Source organism: Tenacibaculum aiptasiae, from assembly GCF_008806755.1.
GTDB classification, from domain to species: domain Bacteria; phylum Bacteroidota; class Bacteroidia; order Flavobacteriales; family Flavobacteriaceae; genus Polaribacter; species Polaribacter aiptasiae.
The window spans coordinates 17,585-38,623 of sequence record NZ_WAAU01000003.1 but is presented as its reverse complement, the minus strand read 5'-3'; the positions used below and the strand labels follow the sequence as shown (position 1 = coordinate 38,623).

Genomic DNA, 21,039 nt, shown 5'->3' with positions numbered 1-21,039 from the left:
CAAATATAACGGAAATTTGCGAGCTTTAATAGCTTTTATTCGATGACCAATTGAGCTGTTTCTGTATTGATTTGACGTATAATAGCTTTACCTCTTTTTTGTATGGTTTTTATAGCTGTATCATTGAAATGACGAATGGTATAAAGCGTTACATTTTTGTATGATTTAATATTGAAATTTGTTTGTAAATCATTGTAAAAGGCATCGAAACGATTGTACTTATCTTCTATACAAACAGAAAAACTAATGGCTGAATTTTGAATTAAATTTACCTTCAATTTATACTCATGTAATTTTTTAAATACATCGCTAATGTTGTGTTCAACCATAAAAGAAAAGTCTTTAGCAGAAATTGAAGCTAAAATTTGATTTTTCTTCACGATAAAACAAGGTACTTCTGGTGTTATTTTTTTTCCTCTTCCCACGCAAGTTCCGTCTTTAGTAATATCCTTAAAAGAACGAACAAATAATGGTATGTTTTTTTGTTCTAAAGGCTGAATTGTTTTTGGGTGTATTACTGAAGCTCCATAGAAAGCCATTTCTATAGCTTCAGTATATGATATTTCATGTAATAACTCCGTTTCAGTAAATACTCTAGGATCTGCGTTTAAAACTCCGTCAACATCTTTCCAAATAGATACATTTTCAGCGTTTAAACAATAAGCAAAAATGCCAGCAGTGTAATCAGATCCCTCTCTTCCTAAGGTTGTAGTGTTTTTTCCATTACTACCTAAAAAACCTTGAGTTATATTTAGTTGAGAAGTATTTACATTTTCACTGATTTTCTTTTCAGTTAGTTTCCAATCAATTTTCGCATCTCTAAAATTAGAATTGGTTTGTATATAATCTCTTACATCCAACCATTGGTTATTTACTCCAATTTTAGTTAAATAAGCACTTACAATACTTGTAGATATAAGTTCACCAAACCCTACTATTTGATCATATACATAATTATAATCAGTTGAGGTGTTTTGAGCCATAAAACCACTTAATTCGCCAAATAAAAGACTTACTTTATTAGTAATCTCATGATTTTCTTCAAATAAATCATTTATAATTTCTTGATGGTAGTTTACTACAAAATCTATTGAGTTTTGTAAGTTATCTTTTTTATAAAAATAATTGTTTATAATTTCTTCAAATGCATTGGTCATTTTACCCATTGCAGAGATAACAACTAAAAGATTTTCAGTTCCTTCATGTTGTAAAACACGAGCTACATTTTTTACGCTTTCAGCATCTTTAACAGACGCTCCTCCAAACTTAAATATTCTCATTGTAAAATTCTCTTAAGTTATCTTCACTCATATGGCATACTCTCCATTCATCATAAACGGTAGCACCCGTACTTTTATAAAAGTTAACAGCACCAAGATTCCAGTCTAACACTTCCCAAGCAACTCTTTTAAAGTTATTTTCATGAGCGTATTTCATAATTGAAGTATACAAAGCTTTACCAGCCCCGATTCCTCTTTTAGATTCAGTTACCATTAAATCTTCTAAATGAATTGCTTTACCTTTCCAAGTTGAGTAGCGTTCATAAAATAATGCCATTCCTATAATTTTCCCATCTGCTTCTTCAGCAACAAAAGTTTTAAACTTAGGATTGTCTGAAAAACCATCACGTAATAAATCGTCAACGGTAACTTTTACTGCATCTGGCTCTTTTTCAAAAACAGCTAATTCGATAATTAAATTTAATATAGCTTGAGCATCCTTACTTTCTCCGGACCTAATTATAAAACTCATTGTAAAATTTTTGTGTAAAGATACTTCTTAAAAAACTACTCAAAAACAAATAGAAAATTAAAACACATCATTTTAAATTGTTGAATTTTTCATAAACGATATAAAAGTAAAAAACGCAACCTTACCGGTTGCGTTTCTTTATTTGAGAGTGTTTTATTTTATACTTTTTGAAGTATCACAATCTGTAAGATCATTACAGAATTTTAATAAACTTTCCTCTGTGTTTTTGTAGGCTTTTGCTTTTGCCTTTTTAGCCACCTCTGGACAGTCTTTGGCAAGTTTCATTAGGTTTTTCTTAAATCCAAATACAAATGCCATACTTAAAGTAGATTTTCCTTTATCGCTTCCTGGAGTAACAAATACAAGTTCTTTATTATTGAATTTATATAAATTGATTTTATCAGATTCAAATAATACTTTACATAATTTGTCTGAAGCTCCTTCTAAAGCTTTACTAACGCTTAATGCACCATTTTTAGCAGAAGACTCTTTAAACTTAATGTTTTTGTAATGTAAACCATCAACAAATAAAAGCTCTTTACAAACTTTTGCTTTTTTTATTCTTGTTCCTATTGGCGAACCATTATTGTCGTATTGTACCGTTCTTACATCGTAAGCAATCTTATCTATATTTTTAGTGTCTATATCAACTAAAACAGTATCGTTTTTCTTAGTAATTAAATAGGCTTTATTAAACTCTAAGTTTTGTTTAGGTTGTGGTGAAGCAACTTCTTCTGCTTCTTTTTCTATATTACTAAGATCCTCAGTAATAACTTTCATGTGTCGTGACTTCATCTGATTTGTTTCTAAATCTTTAATTAATGCATCTGCATATCTTAAAAATCTTTTCCCATCAGATTTATCATAACCATTCTCTATTAACTTCTGAGCATTTTCTTTCACCTTTTCAGGCATATCTAAGTAGTAATAAATATTAGCAAGATTATAATAACTAGCATATTTTACTTTTCTCATTTTACGTTTTTTACCTGGGTATCGAGGAATAACGTCGTTAAAATATTGTATAACAGGTTCTAATTCTTTGTGAATTTCATCCATAGGCTCATCATACTTCATTTTAGCAAAAATTGTTTTCACTTTATTATATGCTTCATGATGTTTTTTATGTTCTGGATGACGATCTGAACCTAGAATCCATAAAAACTCACGATTAGTAGTAAATGGAATATAGCCATATCTTGAGTTTAAATAAGATTTGATGCTAGATTTAATACCAGTTTTATGCTTAGATCTATGATTACTTTTTATATCATATTTATTAATTGCATAATGCCTTTCTGCTTTATAATAGCTGTTATAAGCATTACTGGTGTAGTATGATTTTTCCTGAAAGTTTTGCTCATAACTCTTACCGTTAAAAGAATTAATAACATTAATAGTTGCTCTTGAAGTATACTTAGCTTTTGCTTTGTAAGTATAAGATACCGATATTACTTTACCGTCTTTGTTTTTCTTTTCGTGTTTAATTTTTTCAATGCTTATATCACTTACTGTTGTGCCTTCAAAATTATACTTAATATCTAAAGTACCTGGTGCGTTTACTCTTGAGTATCCTTGGATAGAAATTCCATTAAGATTGATAGAAAATGTTCTTTTGTCATGATCTATAATAGGATCAGAAGGAAGTTTTACGTAAGAAACACTAAACCTTTCTCGATCAAGATTGGTACTTTGTGCTGCTAGGATAGTTGGTAATAAAAAAATAAATGATAGTAGTATTCGTTTCATAGTTTTAAGATTTCTTTAACAGTTAGCGAATATAAAAAAATATTTGTTTCTTTATATAAGAGTATTAGCGACTATCAATTGATAGCTAATATTCTAAAAAAATATAAACGAAATCGTTGTAGTAACCCCAAAAAGGTAGCATCTTTGTGCAGACATACGCAACACACAAAAATTTGAGATGAATAACAAACACATGACCCTTGGCGAGTATATTATTGATAACCAAAATCATTTTAAATACTCTTCTGGAGAGCTTTCTCGTTTAATAAACTCGATAAGATTAGCGGCAAAAGTAGTAAATCACGAAATTAGAAAAGCTGGTTTGGTTGATATTACCGGAGCTTCAGGAGATATAAATGTACAAGGGGAAACTCAGCAAAAATTAGATGTTTTAGCAAACGATTTATTTAAACAAACTCTTATTAATAGAGAAATAGTTTGTGGAATTGGGAGCGAAGAAGAAGACGATTATATTGTTGTTGAAGGAAAGAATAAAGGAAACGATAACAAGTATGTATTGTTAATGGACCCTTTAGATGGATCGTCGAATATTGATGTAAATGTATCTGTAGGTACTATTTTCTCTATATACAGAAGAGTGTCTCCAGAAGGAACACCGGTAACTAAAGAAGATTTTTTACAAAAAGGGTCAGAGCAAGTAGCAGCTGGTTATGTTGCTTATGGAACTTCTACAATTTTAGTGTTTACAACAGGTAATGGAGTAAGTGGATTTACCTTAAATCCAGCTATCGGAACTTTTTATTTGTCACATCCTAATATTAAAATTCCTGAGCAAGGATCTATATATTCTATAAATGAAGGAAACTATGTACATTTTCCACAAGGAGTAAAAGAATATTTAAAATACTGCCAAGAGGAAAAGGAAAACAGACCTTATACTTCTAGGTATATTGGTTCATTGGTTTCTGATTTCCATAGAAATATGTTAAAAGGAGGTATTTATATGTACCCAACAAGTACTATTGGACCTAAAGGAAAATTACGTTTGTTATATGAATGTAATCCAATGGCATTTTTAGCAGAACAAGCAGGAGGTAAGGCAACTGATGGTTACAGAAGAATTTTAGATTTAGAACCAACTGAATTACACCAAAGAGTACCTTTTTTCTGTGGAAGTACCAACATGGTTGAAAAAGCAGAAGAATTTATGGCTAAATATCCAGAGGACGCGAATTACTAAAACGCATTAAAACAATAAGATTGATATAACTTATAGTTAAATAAATTTTCAATAAGGCAAACGGTTGTTTGCCTTATTTTTTTGAGTTAAATTTACAATCGGAAAAACGAAATTTTAAACTATTAAAAAACAAATAATTATGGCTTTTGAATTACCAGAATTAGGATATGCTTACGATGCATTAGAACCACATATAGATGCAAGAACGATGGAAATTCACCATGGTAAGCACCATAACGGATATACAACTAAGTTAAACGCTGCTATTGAAGGAACTGATTTAGAAGGAAAGTCTATTGAAGATATTTTAACAAACTTAGATATGAGCAACGGAGCTGTTCGTAATAATGGAGGTGGATTTTACAACCACTCTTTATTCTGGACAGTAATGAACCCAGAAGATAGAGGATATTTATCAGGAGAATTAAAAGACGCTATCGAAGCTGAGTTTGGTTCTAAAGAAGCTTTTATCGATGCTTTTTCTAAGGCTGCTGCAACTCAATTTGGTTCTGGATGGGCTTGGTTATGTGTTCACAAAGGAGGAAAAGTAGAAGTTTGTTCTACTCCAAACCAAGACAACCCATTAATGCCAGGTGTAACTTGTGGTGGAACGCCAATCTTAGGATTAGATGTTTGGGAGCACGCTTACTACTTAAACTACCAAAACCGTCGTCCTGATTATATTGATGCTTTCTTTAAAGTAATCAACTGGAACGAGGTTGAAAGAAGATATGCAGAAGCTAAATAATAACAAAGTTATTAGCCAACATATAAAATAAAACCCGCTATTAGCGGGTTTTTTATGCTTATACTTTTTGAAAACGTAAGCTTTTAATTCTTTCTTCAAAAGAGGTTTCTTCTACAGGTAAAACTACACTTTCAAATAAATTTAATAAATCTTCAGAATGCTTTTCAGAAGCTAACTGTACTAAGTTAAAATAGGCAAAAGAGCTCCATAAAACCGCTTTCAATTCAGTTTTTGCCTCATTCCACATACGAATTTCAACTAACAATTTTCTATCTCCGTAATTAATTAATTGTGAATCTATAGTAACAGTTTCCATTAGAGTAGCAGGTTTCAAATAAGAAATTTGATGAGAAGCTACTACCCAGCTTTTTCCTTTGTTTTTCCCATGAGCATAGATGTCTAAATTGTAATTTTCAATTAGCTGATCTTCTCTAGCATTGATAAGATAATTAAAGTACGAAGCATTGTTTAAATGGTTAAAAGGATCGCAGTCTTGAAACCTTATTTTTGTTTTGCTTTCTAAAATTTTTGGTAATTCCATAGTAAATAAGTTTAAATATACCAATTGGTATATTTTTAATTAAAAAAATAGTTATAGTTGTAAATCTTGTTGTATAATCTGTTTCATGGTTAATGATAAATCTGTAAGAAAACTAGGGTCTTTCATTATATATGACATGTATACAGCACCTTCAATCATATAAAAAAAACGTTTTGCATAAGTAGCATTATCTATAGTAGGTTTGATTTCATTAGCTTGCTTTCCAGCTTCAATTAATAAAGAAAATTGTTCTAAAATTCGAGTATTATAAGAGCGAACTAAATTAGAAATAGCCGTATTTTGATTGTTAGAATCTACTCCAATGTTTAAAATAGGGCAACCTCCAAATTGTTTACTATAGTTATAATAGTTTTCGTAAAAAGAAGCAATGTTATATAACTTTTCTATAGGAGAAGCGTCTTTATTAATATGTGCATTTAAATCTTTTAAAACATTTCTTACAGAAAAACGAAAAGCTTCAATGGCTAGCTCTTCTTTGTTTTCAAAATGACCATAAATAGCACCTTTTGTTAAACCAGTAGCTTGAGTTATTTTTGATAAACTCATTGCCGAATACCCATTCTTGTTGAATATTGGAGCAACCGTTTCAATAATAAAAGCTTTTGTTTTCTCTGATTTAGACACAATAGTACTAGATTAAAGTGTAAATATATAAAAAATATACCAATCGGTATTTTTTGTAATAAAAAACAACTCCTTACTATGAGGAGTTGTCAATTTTATATCTCTAAAGCTTGTGATAAATCAGCTAATAAATCGTCAATATCTTCTATTCCAATGCTTAAACGAATTAATGAATTCGTAATTCCTAACTTTAAACGTTCAGCTTCTGGTATCGATGCATGTGTCATTGTTATAGGGTGGCTTACCAAACTTTCTACACCACCTAAAGATTCAGCAAGCGTAAAAACTTTAGTATTTTCTAAAAAAGAAAGCGCTGCTTCTTTACTTTCATCTTTTAAACGGAAAGAAACCATTCCACCAAAATCATCCATTTGCTTTTTAGCAATTTCATGATTCGGATGGCTTTCTAACCCTGGGTAATAAACATCGCTAACCTTTGGGTGGGCATTCAAAAATTCAGCAACAGCTTTTCCGTTTTCACAATGGCGCTGCATACGCAAGTGTAAAGTTTTAACACCTCTTAAAGCTAAGAACGAATCCATTGGTCCAGCAATAGCACCGGCTGCAAACTGTATAAAATGTAACTCTTTAGCAAGTTCAGCATCTTTTACCATCAAAGCACCCATAACAAGATCGGAATGACCTCCTAAGTATTTTGTTGCCGAATGCATTACAATGTCTACTCCTAAATCTAAAGGGCGTTGTAAATAAGGTGTTGCAAAAGTATTATCAACACCTATTAAAATATTAGCGTTTTTTGCTTTTACAGCTTTGGTAATTGCAGCGATATCTGCAATTTTCATTAACGGATTGGTTGGTGTTTCAATCCATATTAATTTGGTGTTGTTAGAAATAGCATTGGTTACATTAGCTATTTCATCCATGCTTACAAACTGAAAATTTAACCCGTAGTTTTTAAATAGTCTCATAAACATACGGTAAGTACCACCATAAATATCATCACCAGCAATAACTTCATCACCAGGTTTTAAAGTTCTTAAAACACAGTCAATAGCAGCTAATCCTGATGCAAATGCAAAACCATGTGTTCCGTTTTCCAATGCTGCAAACGAATTTTCTAATGCAGTTCTCGTTGGATTTGCACCTCTAGAATATTCATAACCTTTATGTACTCCCGGACTGGCTTGTGCATATGTTGAGGTTTGAAAAATGGGAGTCATTACAGCGCCTGTAGACTCCTCATGCTTTTGACCTCCATGTATGGCTTTGGTGTTAAATTTCATGCGCTGCTTTGTTTTATACCAACTTAGTTAAAGCCATGATATTACCTAAATGAATACCTTCATGTAAATTATTAAAGGCAATAGCACTTTCAATAGAATCTAAAACAAACCCTGTACTAGTTTCGTAAGTAGTATAGCTTGTAAAAATTCCAGCTTCAAAATCTTCTTTTAAAGTATCTGGTAAACCAATTAATAAATCTTTTACTTCATCAAATTCTTCTTCAGTAAATACTTTCGTAGGAAAAGTACCTTTTCTGTATTTTTCAATTAATTCATCTGAAGCTAAGCAGTTTAATCCAGATAACTTATAATGTAATAACTGCTGAGTTACTACTAAATGGGCTACATTCCAAGCAATATTGTTTTTAAATCCTTCTGGAATTTTATGTAATTGCTCACTTGATAAACCTTCTATTTTTTTTAAAACTAATTCTCTTGATTTTTTTAAAACTTCAAATTGTTTGTTCATTTTTCTACTTATTTTAGCTAGCTCAAAGATAATTATTTACCCATGAAGAAAGTTTATTTTTTACAAACTTGTGATACTTGCCGTAGAATTTTAAAAGAAGTAAATATTGACGGTTTTGAAAAGCAAGAAATAAAAACCAAAGCTATAACTGTTGAGCAATTAGAAGAAATGCGAAAATTAACGGATAGCTATGAGAGTTTATTTAATAAAAGAGCAAAGTTATACAAGGAAAGAGATTTAAAAAATCAGAACTTAACGGAAACTGATTATCGTCAATTTATTTTAGAAGAATACACATTTTTAAAGCGTCCAGTTTTTATTGTAGACAATGAGATTTTTATAGGAAACAGTAAAAAAGTAGTAGAGGCTTTAAAAGAAAGGGTGAATTAAGACTTTTTTAAAGAATAAATATTAAAAACTGCTTTAGTAATGAGGTGGTTTTTTTGTTTTTAGAAAAAAATGAATAGAATAATAAGATATTTAGTGTATTTGATAGTGTTCTGCTTAGTCTCAGTAATTGTAAAATATCTTTTTGCAATGATAAAAGGGCAAAATGTAGAGAGTATAGATTATATATTGAGTGCTGGTTTTGGCTTTGTGATGTGGTTATATTATTTGTTTTCTGGGAAATTAAAAGAATCAGAAAAGAAGAAAGACTAAATAAAATATTTTTAACCATAAGCTTTTGAAACTCTTCTTATCGGAAGAATAAACAAAGCTTCGAATGAAGAATATTTTGTTACTAGTGAAAGAAGTATTTTGCTTATAAGCAAAGTGTTTTGGTAAGCCTAATGATACTAAAAGAATAACGAGGGTTATAAAGACATTATAACCCTCGTTGTATTGTTTAAATAATTACCGTTATGGTATTTATATAAATATAGTTATTCAAAGTAGTTGCTGTACTTTAAAGATATAAAAGTACTAGTGTTTGCTTTTATCTAGAAGCCACTTTGTTTTTAGAAGAAGCTAATAAGCTAGCTAATTCGTCTTTTGTAATTTTAGTTTTAATACCTAATAATACTAATTTATCGCTATCGCCACTAGCTCTTACAATAATTTCTCTTACATATCCCTTCTTTTCTAAGAATAAAATTTCTGCTTTACTGCCTTTATCTTTAGCTCTTACCAAAGTTTTTAAACTGTTTTTTCTAGAAAAACGTCTAAAATCTTTTGAAACATCATTGTTGTTGTTATTAAATATCATAACCTTAAAGTCGCTTGATTGCTCTAAAAGATTTTTTAATTCTTTATTATCAGTGTCATCTAAAAAAGAACCAGCAAAAGAGCTAGATAAGTTTATAGAAAAAGCAGATTTGTCTTTATGACTCTTGTAAAATTGTTTGAACTTGGCTTCTTGTGCAGATAAGCTTACTAAGAAAAAGCAGAATAATGCTGTTAAAATTCGTTTCATAATGGTTTGTTTTAGTTTTACAAGGGAGACGACCAGCTTTAAAATTTGTTACAATAAAAATAATTTTGGAAAATTATGAAGCTAAATTTGATTAGATGCAAGCTGTTGATAATGAGTTGTAAACTTGTAACAAAAAGAAGGATTTATAGTCTTAACTATAAACCTTTTCCATGGCTAAAAAAATTATTTTTGCAGTTGTACTATTCTCCGTTATTTACCTTTTTACCTATAGGATTTATCATTCTTGGTTAAATAAAAGATTTGAGCCAAAAGATGTTTATATTTTAAAATGGATGTATAAGGTTGTCATTGTATTTGCATTCTTTTCGTTTTTGTGGGCTCCTTATAGTATTAGTAGTTCAGTAGTATTTATTTTTAAGTTAAGTTCTGTAGCATCCATCTTTTTTATAGCGACTCGCCTTGGTGCTAAAATCTTTTTAAAACCGGAAACAGTACCGCTTAAAAATAGTGAGGACACTATAAAAAAAGAAAAACCATCAGAAGAAATCTACAAAAAAGCATCATGGTTAAAAGAACAGATGGTAGCAAACCAGTTTTATCTAAATCCTGATCTAACATTAAAATCTTTAGCAGAGAATCTAAATATGACTCCGCATATTCTATCAAAAGTAATTAATGATGGGTTGAATAAGAATTTCTCTGATTTTGTAAATGAATACAGGGTAGAAGCAGTAATAGAAAAAATGCGTAACGAAAAATACAATCATATAACACTGTTAGGTTTATCTTTTGAATGTGGTTTTAATTCAAAAACAACTTTTAATAGGGTGTTTAAAAATATAAAAGGCGTTACTCCTTTAGCTTATAAAAAATCAATAAAAAACACTTCAGAACAACTAAAAATGAGTGCCATTTTATAGTTTGGAGCTATTGCTGTCTTGTGTGAATATATGTTTGTTGAAAATTTAAATTAAAAACATGAGATTGAATTATTACTTAGTGCTTGTTGTATGTTTATTTATTTCTAACAATACGATAAGTTTCGCACAAAAAAAATCTGAAGAAATAGCAACTGGAAAATTATTTTTCTCCAAAATTGATTTTCAAAAAAGTAAAATAACTTCAAAAAATTACACTAACAGTTTCACTTTACATAAGGACAAATACTTAAATATTCACTTTGCATTAGATAAACCTCTTATTGAAAGTCTTAAATTGTTAGCTCCTAATTTAAGAGATGATCAATTACTAAATAAAGGAAACTTTCAGTTTTCAATTATAGTAGATGGAAAAAAGATACATACTGAGAATTTAAACAAAGGAGCAGGAACAGTTGACTTTAAAACCAAAAAAAGAAAACACTTTATTCCTTTAATGTATCCAGAACAAATTGATTTTTGGGGTTGGTTTATGTGGATGAAATTCATGAAACTAAGTGGAGGACAAGATGTATTGGTAGGAAGTAAACATTCTTTAGGTTTTGAGGTTCGACCTTATGTAAAAACAGAAACATTAAAAGTAGGTCCATTGTTAGCTAAAGGAAATATTACCGTTGAGGTGGCTAAAATTCCCGTGAATGAAAGTTTGATTCCTGTTCAAAAAATACAACCGAATAGTGGATGGGAATTATCAAAAAGTACTTTTAATGTAAAAAAGATAGAGGATTTAAATAGAAAAATAACAGAAAAAAGATTTGAAGATATCAATGGGATTGTAGTTATAAAAGACAACCAATTGTTAATAGAAGAATATTTTAATGGAGAAACTAGAGATAGTTTGCATGATGCAAGGTCGGTAGGAAAATCATTTGCTTCTACAGTATTAGGAATAGCAATTAAAGAAAATTATATACAAAGTGAAAATGTATTGTTGAAAGATTTTTATGATTTACAATCTTTTGAAAATTATAGTAAAAAGAAAGACTCGGTAACATTAAAATCTCTCTTAACAATGAGTTCAGGATTTGTTGGAGATGATAGTAATTACAATAGTATAGGAAATGAAGAGAAGATGTATCCAACGAGTAATTGGGTTAAATTCTCACTTGATTTACCTATGGGAAAGAAAAAAAGAATAGGGAAAGATTTTTCTTATTTTACAGCAGGAGTCGTTGTTTTGGGAGATGTTATTCATAAATCGGTTCCAAAAGGATTGGTGTCTTATGCAGAAGAAAAATTATTTAAACCATTAAATATAACTAACTATAAATGGCAATACACTCCACAAAAAGTAGGAAACACAGCTGGAGGAATACAATTAAGAGCTATTGATTTTGCAAAGTATGGTCAATTATATAAGAATAAAGGAATGTGGAATGGAAAACAGATTCTAACCAAAGAATGGGTAGATAAAAGTTTATCAAAACAAGTTAGCCAAATTAATGCAGGGATAGAAAACGGTTACTATGGTTATCTTTTTTGGAATAAAGAATACAAAGTACAAGGCAAGAGTTACGAGGTTTCTTTTTGTAGTGGAAGAGGCGGAAACAAGATTTTTATTTTTAAAGACATTCCATTTGTGGTAGTTATAACTTCTTCTGCGTATAATAACCCCATTGCTCACCTTAATGCAGATAAGATTATAAAGGGATATATACTGCCTTCGGTAATTGAAAAGAAGTAAAAAGAATCAAAATATATAACAAAAAAAAGACTTAACATTATTTGTTAAGTCTTTTTAGTTGGCCTACAAGGACTCGAACCTTGAATATCGGTACCAAAAACCGGTGTGTTACCATTACACCATAGGCCAATTGCGTGATTGCGGATGCAAATTTACATACTTTTTTCGTTTACACAAAACTTTTTTTGATTTTTTTTCTTTAACAGAAAATTATCTGATTTACATCACTACAAATATAATCAAAATTATATTTTTGCTAGAAACAAAAACAGACTAGTTATTAGTACATTCGCAATAACTTTATTAAAAATCTATGGACGAATTTAACTACAAAAAATGGAACACAATTTTAGGTTGGGTTACATTTGCAGTGGCATTAATCACTTATACTTTAACATTAGAACCTACCGTGAGCTCATGGGATTGTGGTGAATATATCTCTACAGCAGTAAAATTAGAAGTAGGTCATCCACCTGGAGCACCCTTATTTCAAATGCTAGGAGCTTTCTTTGCAATGTTTACCAGCGACCCTAGTCAGTGGGCTATGATGGTAAACTTTATGTCGGGCTTAGCAAGTGCATTTACTATTTTGTTTATGTTTTGGACTATAACTGACTTGGCTAAGAAAATGGCCACTAGAAATGGTGAGTTTAGTAAAAGTGCAGCTATAGCTGTTTTAGGAAGTGGAGTAGTTGGAGCTTTAGCATATACATTCTCAGATAGTTTTTGGTTTAGTGCAGTAGAAGGTGAGGTATATGCAATGTCATCATTTTTAATGGCGTTGTTATTTTGGTTAGGATTACGTTGGGAAAGTGAAATTAATACACCAAGAGGTAATAAATGGCTAGTATTAATAAGCTTTGTTGTAGGACTTTCGTTTGGAGTACATATATTATCGTTATTAGTAATACCATCAATAGTATTATTATACTTCTTTAAAACGTATAAAGATATCAATGTAAAAACTACAGCAATAGCAACGGTAGTTTCAATATTAGTATTGGCATTTGTATTTAAGTTTTTATTTCCGTTCACACTTAAGTTCTTTAGTGTATCAGAACTTTTCTTTATTAACCAAATAGGATTACCGTATAATTCAGGAACTATTATAGCCGGAATAGTATTAATTGCAATGTTCTATTTTGGATTAAATTATACTCGTAAAAAAGGTTTAGTAACAGGAAATACTTTAGTGTTGTCGATATTGTTTATCATGATTGGTTTTTCATCATGGTTAATGTTACCAATACGTGCAAACGCAGATACAGTAATTAATGAAAATAATCCATCAAGTGCGAGAGAGTTGTTAGCGTATTATAATCGTGAACAATATGGAGATGCAAATGTGTTTTACGATAAATACTATTCTGTATCTTATGATGGAGAATTAGATTCAGAGAAACCATATAAAGACGATAAGCCTAAATACGAAAAGAAGGACGGGAAATATGTAATTGTAAATAAATATAAAAATATATTACCAAATTACTCAAGTAAACACAAAGGGTTTATACCAAGAATGGTGGCTCCTGGTTCGGAACAGCATTATAAAAGAATAGCAGGAATACCTGCAAGAAGTAAAAGACGTCCAACCTTTATAGAAAATATGAAATTTATGATCGATTATCAGTTCGGTTATATGTACGGGCGTTATTTTATGTGGAATTTTGTAGGTCGTCAAAATGATATACAAGGACATTTAGATATAGAGTCAGGAAACTGGTTAAGTGGAATTAATTTTATTGATGAAGCTCGTTTAGGTTCGCAAAAAAACTTACCAGATGATGTAAAGAATAATAAAGGACGTAATACCTATTTCTTTTTACCATTAATTTTAGGATTAATTGGGTTATTATATCAGGCTAAGAAGGATAAAAAGAATTTATATACACTAGCAATGTTTTTTGCATTCACAGGGTTTGCAATTATATTCTATACTAATCCAAAGCCATTTGAACCAAGAGAAAGAGATTATGCAGTAGTAGGTTCGTTTTATGTATTTGCTATTTGGATAGGATTTGGAGTGTTAGCGCTGTATGAATATTTTAAGAATTATGCGAATAAAAGAGCAGTAGCTATAGCGGTATCGGTAGTTTCTTTACTAGCAGTACCAGTATTAATGGGAGCTCAAAACTGGGATGACCATGATAGGGCAGACAGATATATTGCACAGTTAAATGCACAAACTTATTTAGAAAGTTGCGATCCGAATGCAATTATATTTACTATTGGAGATAACGATACGTTCCCATTATGGTATATGCAACAAGTAGAAGGTGTTCGACCTGATATTAAGATTGTAAATACAAGTCTTTTTCAAACAGATTGGTATATAGATCAAATGAAAAAGAAAACCTATGATGCTGATCCGATACCATCAAAATTAACACATGACCAATATAAGTATGGAACTTTAGATGTAGCATATTATTATCCATTACCACAATTGAAAGATTCAATTTGGCCAATAGATACCTTTATGCGTTGGATTTCTAGTGATAGTGATAGAACATATTTAGAAACAGGAGAAGATTCTAAAGAAAAATTTTATCCATTAAATAGAATTAGAATTCCAGTAAATAAAGAAAATGTATTAAAAACTGGATTGGTAGCTAAAAAAGATGCCGATAAAATTTTACCATATATAGATATTACTGTCGATGAGCAAGGGCTAACAAAGAATAGAATTTTAATGTTAGATATCTTAAATAATTTCGATTGGAAACGCCCAATTTATTTTACAGGAGGAGCAAATGCAGATGAAGAGTATATTTGGTTAAAAGACTATTTACAGCTAGATGGAATGGCATATAAACTAGTACCAATAAAAACACCAAACAAAGGAAAGTCTATATTTGATATGGGGCGTATTGACCCAGAAAAAATGTATGCTAATGTTAAAAAATGGGATTGGAAAACCATTAATAATGGTAAAATCTATTTAGATGAGCAAAGTAAGCGTAATGCAATATCAATTAGAAACAACTTAATGCGATTATCAGAAGAGTTTATGAAACAAGGAGACTCGGTAAAAGCAAAAGATGTACTAGATTTATCATTATACAAAATGCCAATTAAAGACTTTGATCATTATAGTATTTCTTTAGGGTACCCTGAGTTATATTACCGCATGGGAGATATTGATAAGGCCAGAGAAACATCAGAAACGTTGACAAATATTTTCCAACAAAAATTAAAGTACTATCATACGTTTAACTATGAAGACTTAGATTTAGTAAAAGAGAATATAGAAACGTACTTATATATGTATCAAAATGTAATGCAGCAGATAATGCGTTATGATGATACAGAATATGGAAAAAAAGCGCTTAAAGATTATTTAGTTCATGAAGGTTTGTTTAATCCATCATCAACAGAAGAAAATGAGCGATTTATGCAACAATTAGATTCTATAAAACCTTAAATTAATGAGGTTGTATTTTATAAAAACACCACGTATACTTAAAAAGATATTTTCTAAGTATACGTGGTGTTTTTCTTCTAATAAAAAAGAAATTTATTTAACTTTTGATGATGGTCCTATTCCTGAGGTTACAGAGTTTGTATTAGATGAATTGCAAAAATATAATGCAAAAGCAACCTTTTTTTGCATTGGTGATAATGTTAGAAAACACCCAATAGTTTTTTCACGAATAGTAAAAGAAGGACATTCGGTAGGGAACCATACATTTAATCATTTAAATGGTTGGAAAACGAATCAAGAAGATTATATAAAGAATGTTGAGCTTTGTGAAGAGATTATTAACAATGAGATTTCTAAAATAAAGGAGTCTAACGAAACAAAATTGTTTAGACCTCCTTACGGTAAGATAAAAGCAAAACAAGCAAATGATATACTTAAAAAAGGGTATAGGGTTATAATGTGGGATGTCCTTTCTGCAGATTTTGACACCTCAGTAACTAAAGAAAAATGCTTAAAAAACGTGTTAGATAATACTGAAAAAGGAAGTGTTATCGTTTTTCATGATAGCATAAAAGCAAGTGGCAGGCTGTATTATGCTCTTCCAAGGTTTTTAGAAGAATATACAAAAAAGGGGTATGAATTTAAGGCTATACTTTAAACGTACTGTTGTACTAAGCCAATTAAAGTGTTAGCATCTTGCTCACCGGTCTGGCGCCATTTCATTTCACCATCTTTATAAATCATAAAAGTTGGGTTTCCTTTAACGCGCAAAGCATCAGCAAGAACTTCATTCTTTTTAATGTCTATTTTAATAACTTTAGCTTTGTCTCCTAAAGCAGCAGCGACATCACGAAGTGTGTCTAAGCTAGGTTCTACCTCGCTCCAATCTGTATAAAAGTCAATTAAAACAGGTTTGTCAATACTTATAATTTCACCAAACTTTGTCATTTCTATAAAGTTTTATATAAAAAATTTATCAAAATTACCGATTTTTTTTTAAATAGATATTAACATTTGTTTAAATTCCTTTAAAAATCAGGCTTTTTTTAACTCAATTACAGTAATTTCTGGCCAAATACCCACTCTTCCAGGAAAAGCATGGTATCCAAAACCTCTATTTACGTTAATATAGCGTCCAAATTCCTCATATAAACCAGCCCATTGCTTGTAAACATACTTGGCAGGGCTCCATTTGATAAATCCTGGGATTTCTATACCAAACTGTAAACCGTGAGTATGACCACTTAAGGTTAACTGGTAGTTAAAATCGTCTTTTTTAACTTTATATTCCCAGTGGCTAGGGTCGTGACTCATTAATATTTTAAAATCGTCTTTATTAATTCCTTCAGAAGCCTTTTGTAAATCGCCAGCTTGATTAAAACCTTTTCCCCAGTTTTCTACACCAATTAAAGCTATTTTTTGACCATCTTTTTCAAGATATCTATTCTCATTTAGTAATAAGTCAAAACCAATTTTAGGATGAATTCCTTTAATGGCGTCAAAATTTGCAGTTTTCTCTTCTTTGCTATCCCATTTTGAATAATCACCATAATCATGATTTCCAAGGATAGAATATTTTCCCGAAGGAGCTTCTAATTGTTTAAAAGTGTCAATCCAGTTATCCATTTCAGTAGCAAAATTGTTTACAATATCACCAGTAAATAAAATTACATCTGATTTTTGCTCGTTTATTAAATCAACACCATATTGAATTTCTTCTTTATTAGTAAAACTACCAGAATGAATATCGGTAATTTGAGTAATAGTAAAACCATCGAAAGCATCAGGTAAATCACTAAATTTTAATTGATATTTAAGTACTTTATAATTGTATTTGCCTTTAAAAATTCCATAAAGTAAACTTGCAAAAGGAATGGCAGCAATACCTAAAGCTAATTTGGCAATAAAACTTCTTCTTCCAGTCAGTTCTTTAGTGTCATTTGAGGAAAAATACGAGATAGCTTTTTGAATCCATCTTACTAAATCTTCTCCTAGCATAAACAATAAAATAAATAATTTAGGAACTAAAGCTAGTAGTAAAAAACCAAATGCCCATTGAAATTGCTTGGTTTGACCAGAGCTTCTATCGGAAGTAAAAATTACATAAAAAAAGTTGACGTATGCTAAAACTCCGAAGAGTAACCATCCGTAACGAGTAAACTTATTTTTAGTTACTGTTTTAATGGCTTGAAAAGCATAAGTTTCAAGTAAAATAATAAGTAACGAAATGATAATGATTGTTATAAGCCAACGAGACATATTTATGTTTTTTTAAGTCGAACAAAGATAGGGGGATTCTAAAAAATCAATTTTTAACATCTTGTTAAAGTTTTGTAGCTTTACAAACGGAGTTCGCAGGAACTATTTCTATAGGTTATTTTTCTTAATTCAATCTATATCAGTAATTTATTTCATTAGGCTTTAAATAATAAAATGGCAGAACAAAAACGACTTTTTTTACTTGATGCATTTGCACTAATATTCAGAGGATATTATGCTTTTATAAAAAATCCACGTATTAATTCAAAAGGAATGGATACATCGGCAATTTTAGGATTTACAAATTCTTTAATTGATGTAATAAAGCGTGAGAAACCAGATTATTTAGCTGTTTGTTTTGATAGAGGAGGAAGTGTAGATAGAGTAGAAGCTTTTCCTGAGTATAAAGCGAATAGACAAGAAACACCAGAAGCTATTAAAATAGCTGTTCCATATATTGAAAAGATATTGGAAGCAATGAATATTCCTGCAATTGTAAAAGAAGGGTACGAAGCGGATGATATTATAGGAACCTTAGCAAAAAAAGCAGAGAAAGAAGGTTTACAAACTTATATGGTTACACCTGATAAGGATTTTGCTCAATTGGTTTCAGATAACATTTTTATGTACCGTCCACCAAGAATGGGAAATGGTTATGAGAAATGGGGGATTGAGGAAGTAAAAACAAAATTTGGTGTAGAAACCCCAGAACAAGTCATAGATTACTTGGGTATGATGGGAGATTCAGCTGATAACATCCCAGGACTGCCAGGAGTAGGAGAAAAAACAGCTAAAAAATTCCTTGCTGCCTATGGAACTATGGAAGGCTTGCTAGCAAATACCCACGAGCTAAAAGGAAAGATGAAGGAGAAAGTAGAAGCAAATGCCGAACTAGGATTACTTTCTAAAAAATTAGCAACCATAATGTTAGATGTGCCTGTTGAATTAGAACAGGATAAATTGATTTTTGAACAACCAGATATTCAAAAAACAACAGAAATATTTAATGAGTTAGAATTTAGACGCTTAAGTGATAACTTCTTAAAAACATTTGGAGAAAAACCTGTAGCTGAAGAAAGTTCAAGTAAAACAACTAAAAAAACAGTAGCAGATGGAGCTAACAATACAGGTCAGTTTGATTTGTTTGCAGCACCAGGAACTGGAAAAGTTAGTGAAGAAAATAACATTAATGGTTTTAGAACTATTGATAATACAAATCACTTTTACCAATTAATAAATACACCAGTGTCTAGGAAACTGTTGTTGAATAAATTAATGCAACAGAAATCGGTGTGTTTTGATACAGAAACTACTGGATTAAAAGCTTTAGAAGTTGAGTTAATAGGTATTGCTTTTTCTTGGGAGGAAAAGAAAGGGTATTATGTTACATTTCCAGAAGACCAAGAAGAAACACAAACGATACTTGAAGAATTCAGACCGTTTTTTGAAAATGATAGCATAGAAAAAGTAGGACATAATTTAAAATACGATATCAAAGTATTGTCAAATTACAATATGCCTGTAAAAGGAAAATTGTTTGATACTATGATTGCGCATTATTTGATAAATCCAGATATGCGCCATAATATGGATGTACTTTCAGAAACCTATTTGAATTATCAACCGGTATCAATTACAGAGTTAATAGGGAAAAAAGGAAAGAATCAGTTGTCAATGCGTCAGGTAGAGCTTTCAAAGCAAAGTGAGTATGCAGTAGAGGATGCAGATATAACATACCAGTTAAAAGAACATTTTTCAGAGGAGTTAGAAAGTGGCAACTTAACAGGGTTATTTAAAGATGTTGAAGCACCGTTGGTGTCTGTGTTAACAGCAATGGAGATAGAAGGGATTAACTTAAATACTGATTTTTTAAAGTCTTTATCGGTAGATTTAGCAAAAGATATTGAGCAATTAGAGCAAAATATTTATAAAGAAGCAGGAGAGGAGTTCAATATAGCATCACCTAAACAATTAGGAGTTGTTTTGTTTGAAAACATGAAGTTGGTTGATAAACCTAAAAAAACCAAAACGGGACAATATTCAACAGCAGAAGATGTGCTTTCAGCATTAGCAAAAGATCATGAGATTATAGCTAATATTTTAGAATATCGTCAATATAAAAAACTACAAAGTACTTATGTAGATGCTTTGCCAAATGAGGTAAACCCTAAAACAGGACGTGTGCATACAGTATATGCTCAAGCTGTGGCTGCAACGGGTAGATTGAGTTCTAATAATCCGAATTTACAGAACATTCCAATTAGAACAAAAAGAGGGCAAGAAGTTAGAAAAGCTTTTATTCCTAGAGATGAAAATCACGTATTATTAGCTGCCGATTATTCTCAAATTGAATTACGAATTATAGCTGCTTTAAGTGAAGAAGAAACGATGATTAAAGCTTTCCAGGATGGAGAAGATATTCATGCTTCAACAGCTGCAAAAGTTTTCAATGTAGCCATCGATGAGGTAACTAGAGAGCAACGTAGTAATGCTAAAACAGTAAACTTTGGAATTATTTATGGAGTTTCGGCATTTGGATTAAGTAATCAAACAGATTTATCAAGAAAAGAAGCAAAAGCCTTAATTGATACGTATTACGAAACATACCCAAAGTTAAAAAGCTATATATCAAAGCAAGTAGATTTTGCTCGTGAAAATGGTTATGTGGAAACAATTTTAGGGCGTCGTAGATATTTGAAAGATATTAATTCTCGTAATGGTATTGTGCGTAGTGCTGCCGAACGAAATGCTGTAAATGCGCCAATACAAGGTAGTGCTGCAGATGTTATAAAGCTTGCAATGATTAATATTCACAACAGATTTGAAAAAGAAAATTTCAAATCAAAAATGTTGTTACAAGTACATGATGAATTGGTGTTTGATGCACATAAAGATGAATTAGAGATTATTCAGCCAATTATAAAAGAAGAAATGGAAAATGCTTTTAAAATGACAGTTCCATTAGACGTTGAGGTTGGTTTAGGAGAAAATTGGTTAGAGGCACATTAAA

19 protein-coding genes and 1 tRNA gene are annotated in these 21,039 nt (G+C 30.7%); 9 read left to right on the top strand and 11 right to left on the bottom strand.

The features are described from left to right. Positions 1-35 precede the first annotated feature (35 nt). From F7018_RS00220 to F7018_RS00210, 3 genes are all read right to left on the bottom strand, one after another. Positions 36-1,280: an aspartate kinase gene (locus F7018_RS00220; protein WP_150897965.1), complete on the bottom strand. Its 1,245-nt coding sequence runs from the start codon at positions 1,278-1,280 to the stop codon at positions 36-38. Then, the gene (locus F7018_RS00215; protein ID WP_150897964.1) at positions 1,267-1,752 is read right to left on the bottom strand and encodes a GNAT family N-acetyltransferase; all 486 of its coding nucleotides are present in this window, start codon (positions 1,750-1,752) and stop codon (positions 1,267-1,269) included. Before F7018_RS00215 ends, F7018_RS00220 begins: the two co-directional genes overlap by 14 nt. 153 nt (positions 1,753-1,905) lie before the next feature. Next, entirely contained in the window at positions 1,906-3,501 is a 1,596-nt protein-coding gene (locus F7018_RS00210) for a hypothetical protein (protein WP_150897963.1), read from the bottom strand. Positions 3,502-3,679: 178 nt separating this feature from the next. Between F7018_RS00210 and fbp the strand changes: the two genes are divergently transcribed. Together fbp and F7018_RS00200 are read left to right on the top strand one after the other, a co-directional pair. Further along, positions 3,680-4,702 (top strand): class 1 fructose-bisphosphatase, encoded by a 1,023-nt coding sequence (gene fbp, locus F7018_RS00205; protein ID WP_150897962.1) that lies wholly within the window; start codon positions 3,680-3,682, stop codon positions 4,700-4,702. Positions 4,703-4,841: 139 nt separating this feature from the next. Beyond that, positions 4,842-5,450 carry a superoxide dismutase gene (locus F7018_RS00200; protein ID WP_150897961.1) on the top strand — a complete coding sequence of 203 codons (609 nt, stop codon included), beginning with the start codon at positions 4,842-4,844 and terminating at the stop codon, positions 5,448-5,450. A gap of 58 nt (positions 5,451-5,508) precedes the next feature. On the opposite strand, the gene F7018_RS00195 is transcribed toward F7018_RS00200, so the two are convergent. From F7018_RS00195 to F7018_RS00180, 4 genes are all read right to left on the bottom strand, one after another. After that, positions 5,509-5,991, bottom strand: a complete 483-nt coding sequence (locus F7018_RS00195; RefSeq protein ID WP_150897960.1) for an acyl-CoA thioesterase — start codon at positions 5,989-5,991, stop codon at positions 5,509-5,511. Between the two features lie 51 nt (positions 5,992-6,042). Beyond that, a complete protein-coding gene (locus tag F7018_RS00190; protein ID WP_246175012.1) occupies positions 6,043-6,636 on the bottom strand; it encodes a TetR/AcrR family transcriptional regulator in 594 nt (197 codons plus the stop codon). 95 nt (positions 6,637-6,731) lie between these two features. Continuing rightward, positions 6,732-7,880, bottom strand: coding sequence for a cystathionine gamma-synthase (locus tag F7018_RS00185; RefSeq protein WP_150897958.1), 1,149 nt, complete (start codon positions 7,878-7,880; stop codon positions 6,732-6,734). A gap of 13 nt (positions 7,881-7,893) precedes the next feature. After that, positions 7,894-8,349 (bottom strand): DinB family protein, encoded by a 456-nt coding sequence (locus F7018_RS00180; protein WP_150897957.1) that lies wholly within the window; start codon positions 8,347-8,349, stop codon positions 7,894-7,896. 42 nt (positions 8,350-8,391) lie between these two features. On the opposite strand from F7018_RS00180, the gene F7018_RS00175 reads away from it, so the two are divergent. Together F7018_RS00175 and F7018_RS00170 are read left to right on the top strand one after the other, a co-directional pair. Then, complete coding sequence (locus F7018_RS00175) at positions 8,392-8,739, top strand: arsenate reductase family protein (RefSeq protein WP_150897956.1); 348 nt, start codon at positions 8,392-8,394, stop codon at positions 8,737-8,739. Positions 8,740-8,808: 69 nt separating this feature from the next. Beyond that, complete coding sequence (locus F7018_RS00170) at positions 8,809-9,009, top strand: hypothetical protein (RefSeq protein WP_150897955.1); 201 nt, start codon at positions 8,809-8,811, stop codon at positions 9,007-9,009. A 277-nt stretch (positions 9,010-9,286) separates the two neighbouring features. Here F7018_RS00170 and F7018_RS00165 read toward each other — a convergent pair whose 3' ends face one another. After that, on the bottom strand, positions 9,287-9,763 hold the full coding sequence (locus tag F7018_RS00165; RefSeq protein ID WP_150897954.1) for a DUF4252 domain-containing protein: 477 nt from the start codon (positions 9,761-9,763) through the stop codon (positions 9,287-9,289). Between the two features lie 170 nt (positions 9,764-9,933). Here F7018_RS00165 and F7018_RS00160 point away from each other — a divergent pair, with 170 nt between their 5' ends. Together F7018_RS00160 and F7018_RS00155 are read left to right on the top strand one after the other, a co-directional pair. Beyond that, the gene (locus tag F7018_RS00160) at positions 9,934-10,644 is read left to right on the top strand and encodes a helix-turn-helix domain-containing protein (RefSeq protein WP_150897953.1); all 711 of its coding nucleotides are present in this window, start codon (positions 9,934-9,936) and stop codon (positions 10,642-10,644) included. A gap of 58 nt (positions 10,645-10,702) precedes the next feature. Next, the gene (locus F7018_RS00155) at positions 10,703-12,346 is read left to right on the top strand and encodes a serine hydrolase domain-containing protein (protein WP_150897952.1); all 1,644 of its coding nucleotides are present in this window, start codon (positions 10,703-10,705) and stop codon (positions 12,344-12,346) included. 58 nt (positions 12,347-12,404) lie between these two features. Here F7018_RS00155 and F7018_RS00150 read toward each other — a convergent pair. Continuing rightward, positions 12,405-12,475, bottom strand: a tRNA-Gln gene (locus tag F7018_RS00150). Positions 12,476-12,659: 184 nt separating this feature from the next. On the opposite strand from F7018_RS00150, the gene F7018_RS00145 reads away from it, so the two are divergent. Together F7018_RS00145 and F7018_RS00140 are read left to right on the top strand one after the other, a co-directional pair. Continuing rightward, positions 12,660-15,770, top strand: coding sequence for a glycosyltransferase family 117 protein (locus F7018_RS00145; protein ID WP_150897951.1), 3,111 nt, complete (start codon positions 12,660-12,662; stop codon positions 15,768-15,770). Positions 15,771-15,774: 4 nt separating this feature from the next. Then, the gene (locus F7018_RS00140; RefSeq protein ID WP_150897950.1) at positions 15,775-16,428 is read left to right on the top strand and encodes a polysaccharide deacetylase family protein; all 654 of its coding nucleotides are present in this window, start codon (positions 15,775-15,777) and stop codon (positions 16,426-16,428) included. Here the strand turns inward: F7018_RS00140 and F7018_RS00135 are convergent. Both F7018_RS00135 and F7018_RS00130 read right to left on the bottom strand, forming a co-directional pair. Continuing rightward, on the bottom strand, positions 16,425-16,718 hold the full coding sequence (locus F7018_RS00135; RefSeq protein WP_150897949.1) for a thioredoxin family protein: 294 nt from the start codon (positions 16,716-16,718) through the stop codon (positions 16,425-16,427). The genes F7018_RS00140 and F7018_RS00135 overlap by 4 nt on opposite strands. A gap of 87 nt (positions 16,719-16,805) precedes the next feature. Next, positions 16,806-18,029 (bottom strand): metallophosphoesterase, encoded by a 1,224-nt coding sequence (locus F7018_RS00130; RefSeq protein WP_150897948.1) that lies wholly within the window; start codon positions 18,027-18,029, stop codon positions 16,806-16,808. A 174-nt stretch (positions 18,030-18,203) separates the two neighbouring features. Between F7018_RS00130 and polA the strand changes: the two genes are divergently transcribed. Next, positions 18,204-21,038: a DNA polymerase I gene (gene polA, locus F7018_RS00125; RefSeq protein ID WP_150897947.1), complete on the top strand. Its 2,835-nt coding sequence runs from the start codon at positions 18,204-18,206 to the stop codon at positions 21,036-21,038. Position 21,039: the final 1 nt, after the last annotated feature.

Coding starts and splice junctions, on each gene's coding strand:
- F7018_RS00140 (WP_150897950.1), top strand. CDS start 15,775: ATGAGGTTGTATTTTATAAAAACACCACGTATACTTAAAAAGATATTT.
- F7018_RS00185 (WP_150897958.1), bottom strand. CDS start 7,880: ATGAAATTTAACACCAAAGCCATACATGGAGGTCAAAAGCATGAGGAG.
- F7018_RS00215 (WP_150897964.1), bottom strand. CDS start 1,752: ATGAGTTTTATAATTAGGTCCGGAGAAAGTAAGGATGCTCAAGCTATA.
- F7018_RS00210 (WP_150897963.1), bottom strand. CDS start 3,501: ATGAAACGAATACTACTATCATTTATTTTTTTATTACCAACTATCCTA.
- F7018_RS00130 (WP_150897948.1), bottom strand. CDS start 18,029: ATGTCTCGTTGGCTTATAACAATCATTATCATTTCGTTACTTATTATT.
- F7018_RS00180 (WP_150897957.1), bottom strand. CDS start 8,349: ATGAACAAACAATTTGAAGTTTTAAAAAAATCAAGAGAATTAGTTTTA.
- F7018_RS00175 (WP_150897956.1), top strand. CDS start 8,392: ATGAAGAAAGTTTATTTTTTACAAACTTGTGATACTTGCCGTAGAATT.
- F7018_RS00160 (WP_150897953.1), top strand. CDS start 9,934: ATGGCTAAAAAAATTATTTTTGCAGTTGTACTATTCTCCGTTATTTAC.
- polA (WP_150897947.1), top strand. CDS start 18,204: ATGGCAGAACAAAAACGACTTTTTTTACTTGATGCATTTGCACTAATA.
- F7018_RS00155 (WP_150897952.1), top strand. CDS start 10,703: ATGAGATTGAATTATTACTTAGTGCTTGTTGTATGTTTATTTATTTCT.
- F7018_RS00145 (WP_150897951.1), top strand. CDS start 12,660: ATGGACGAATTTAACTACAAAAAATGGAACACAATTTTAGGTTGGGTT.
- fbp (WP_150897962.1), top strand. CDS start 3,680: ATGAATAACAAACACATGACCCTTGGCGAGTATATTATTGATAACCAA.
- F7018_RS00220 (WP_150897965.1), bottom strand. CDS start 1,280: ATGAGAATATTTAAGTTTGGAGGAGCGTCTGTTAAAGATGCTGAAAGC.
- F7018_RS00165 (WP_150897954.1), bottom strand. CDS start 9,763: ATGAAACGAATTTTAACAGCATTATTCTGCTTTTTCTTAGTAAGCTTA.
- F7018_RS00170 (WP_150897955.1), top strand. CDS start 8,809: ATGAATAGAATAATAAGATATTTAGTGTATTTGATAGTGTTCTGCTTA.
- F7018_RS00195 (WP_150897960.1), bottom strand. CDS start 5,991: ATGGAATTACCAAAAATTTTAGAAAGCAAAACAAAAATAAGGTTTCAA.
- F7018_RS00135 (WP_150897949.1), bottom strand. CDS start 16,718: ATGACAAAGTTTGGTGAAATTATAAGTATTGACAAACCTGTTTTAATT.
- F7018_RS00200 (WP_150897961.1), top strand. CDS start 4,842: ATGGCTTTTGAATTACCAGAATTAGGATATGCTTACGATGCATTAGAA.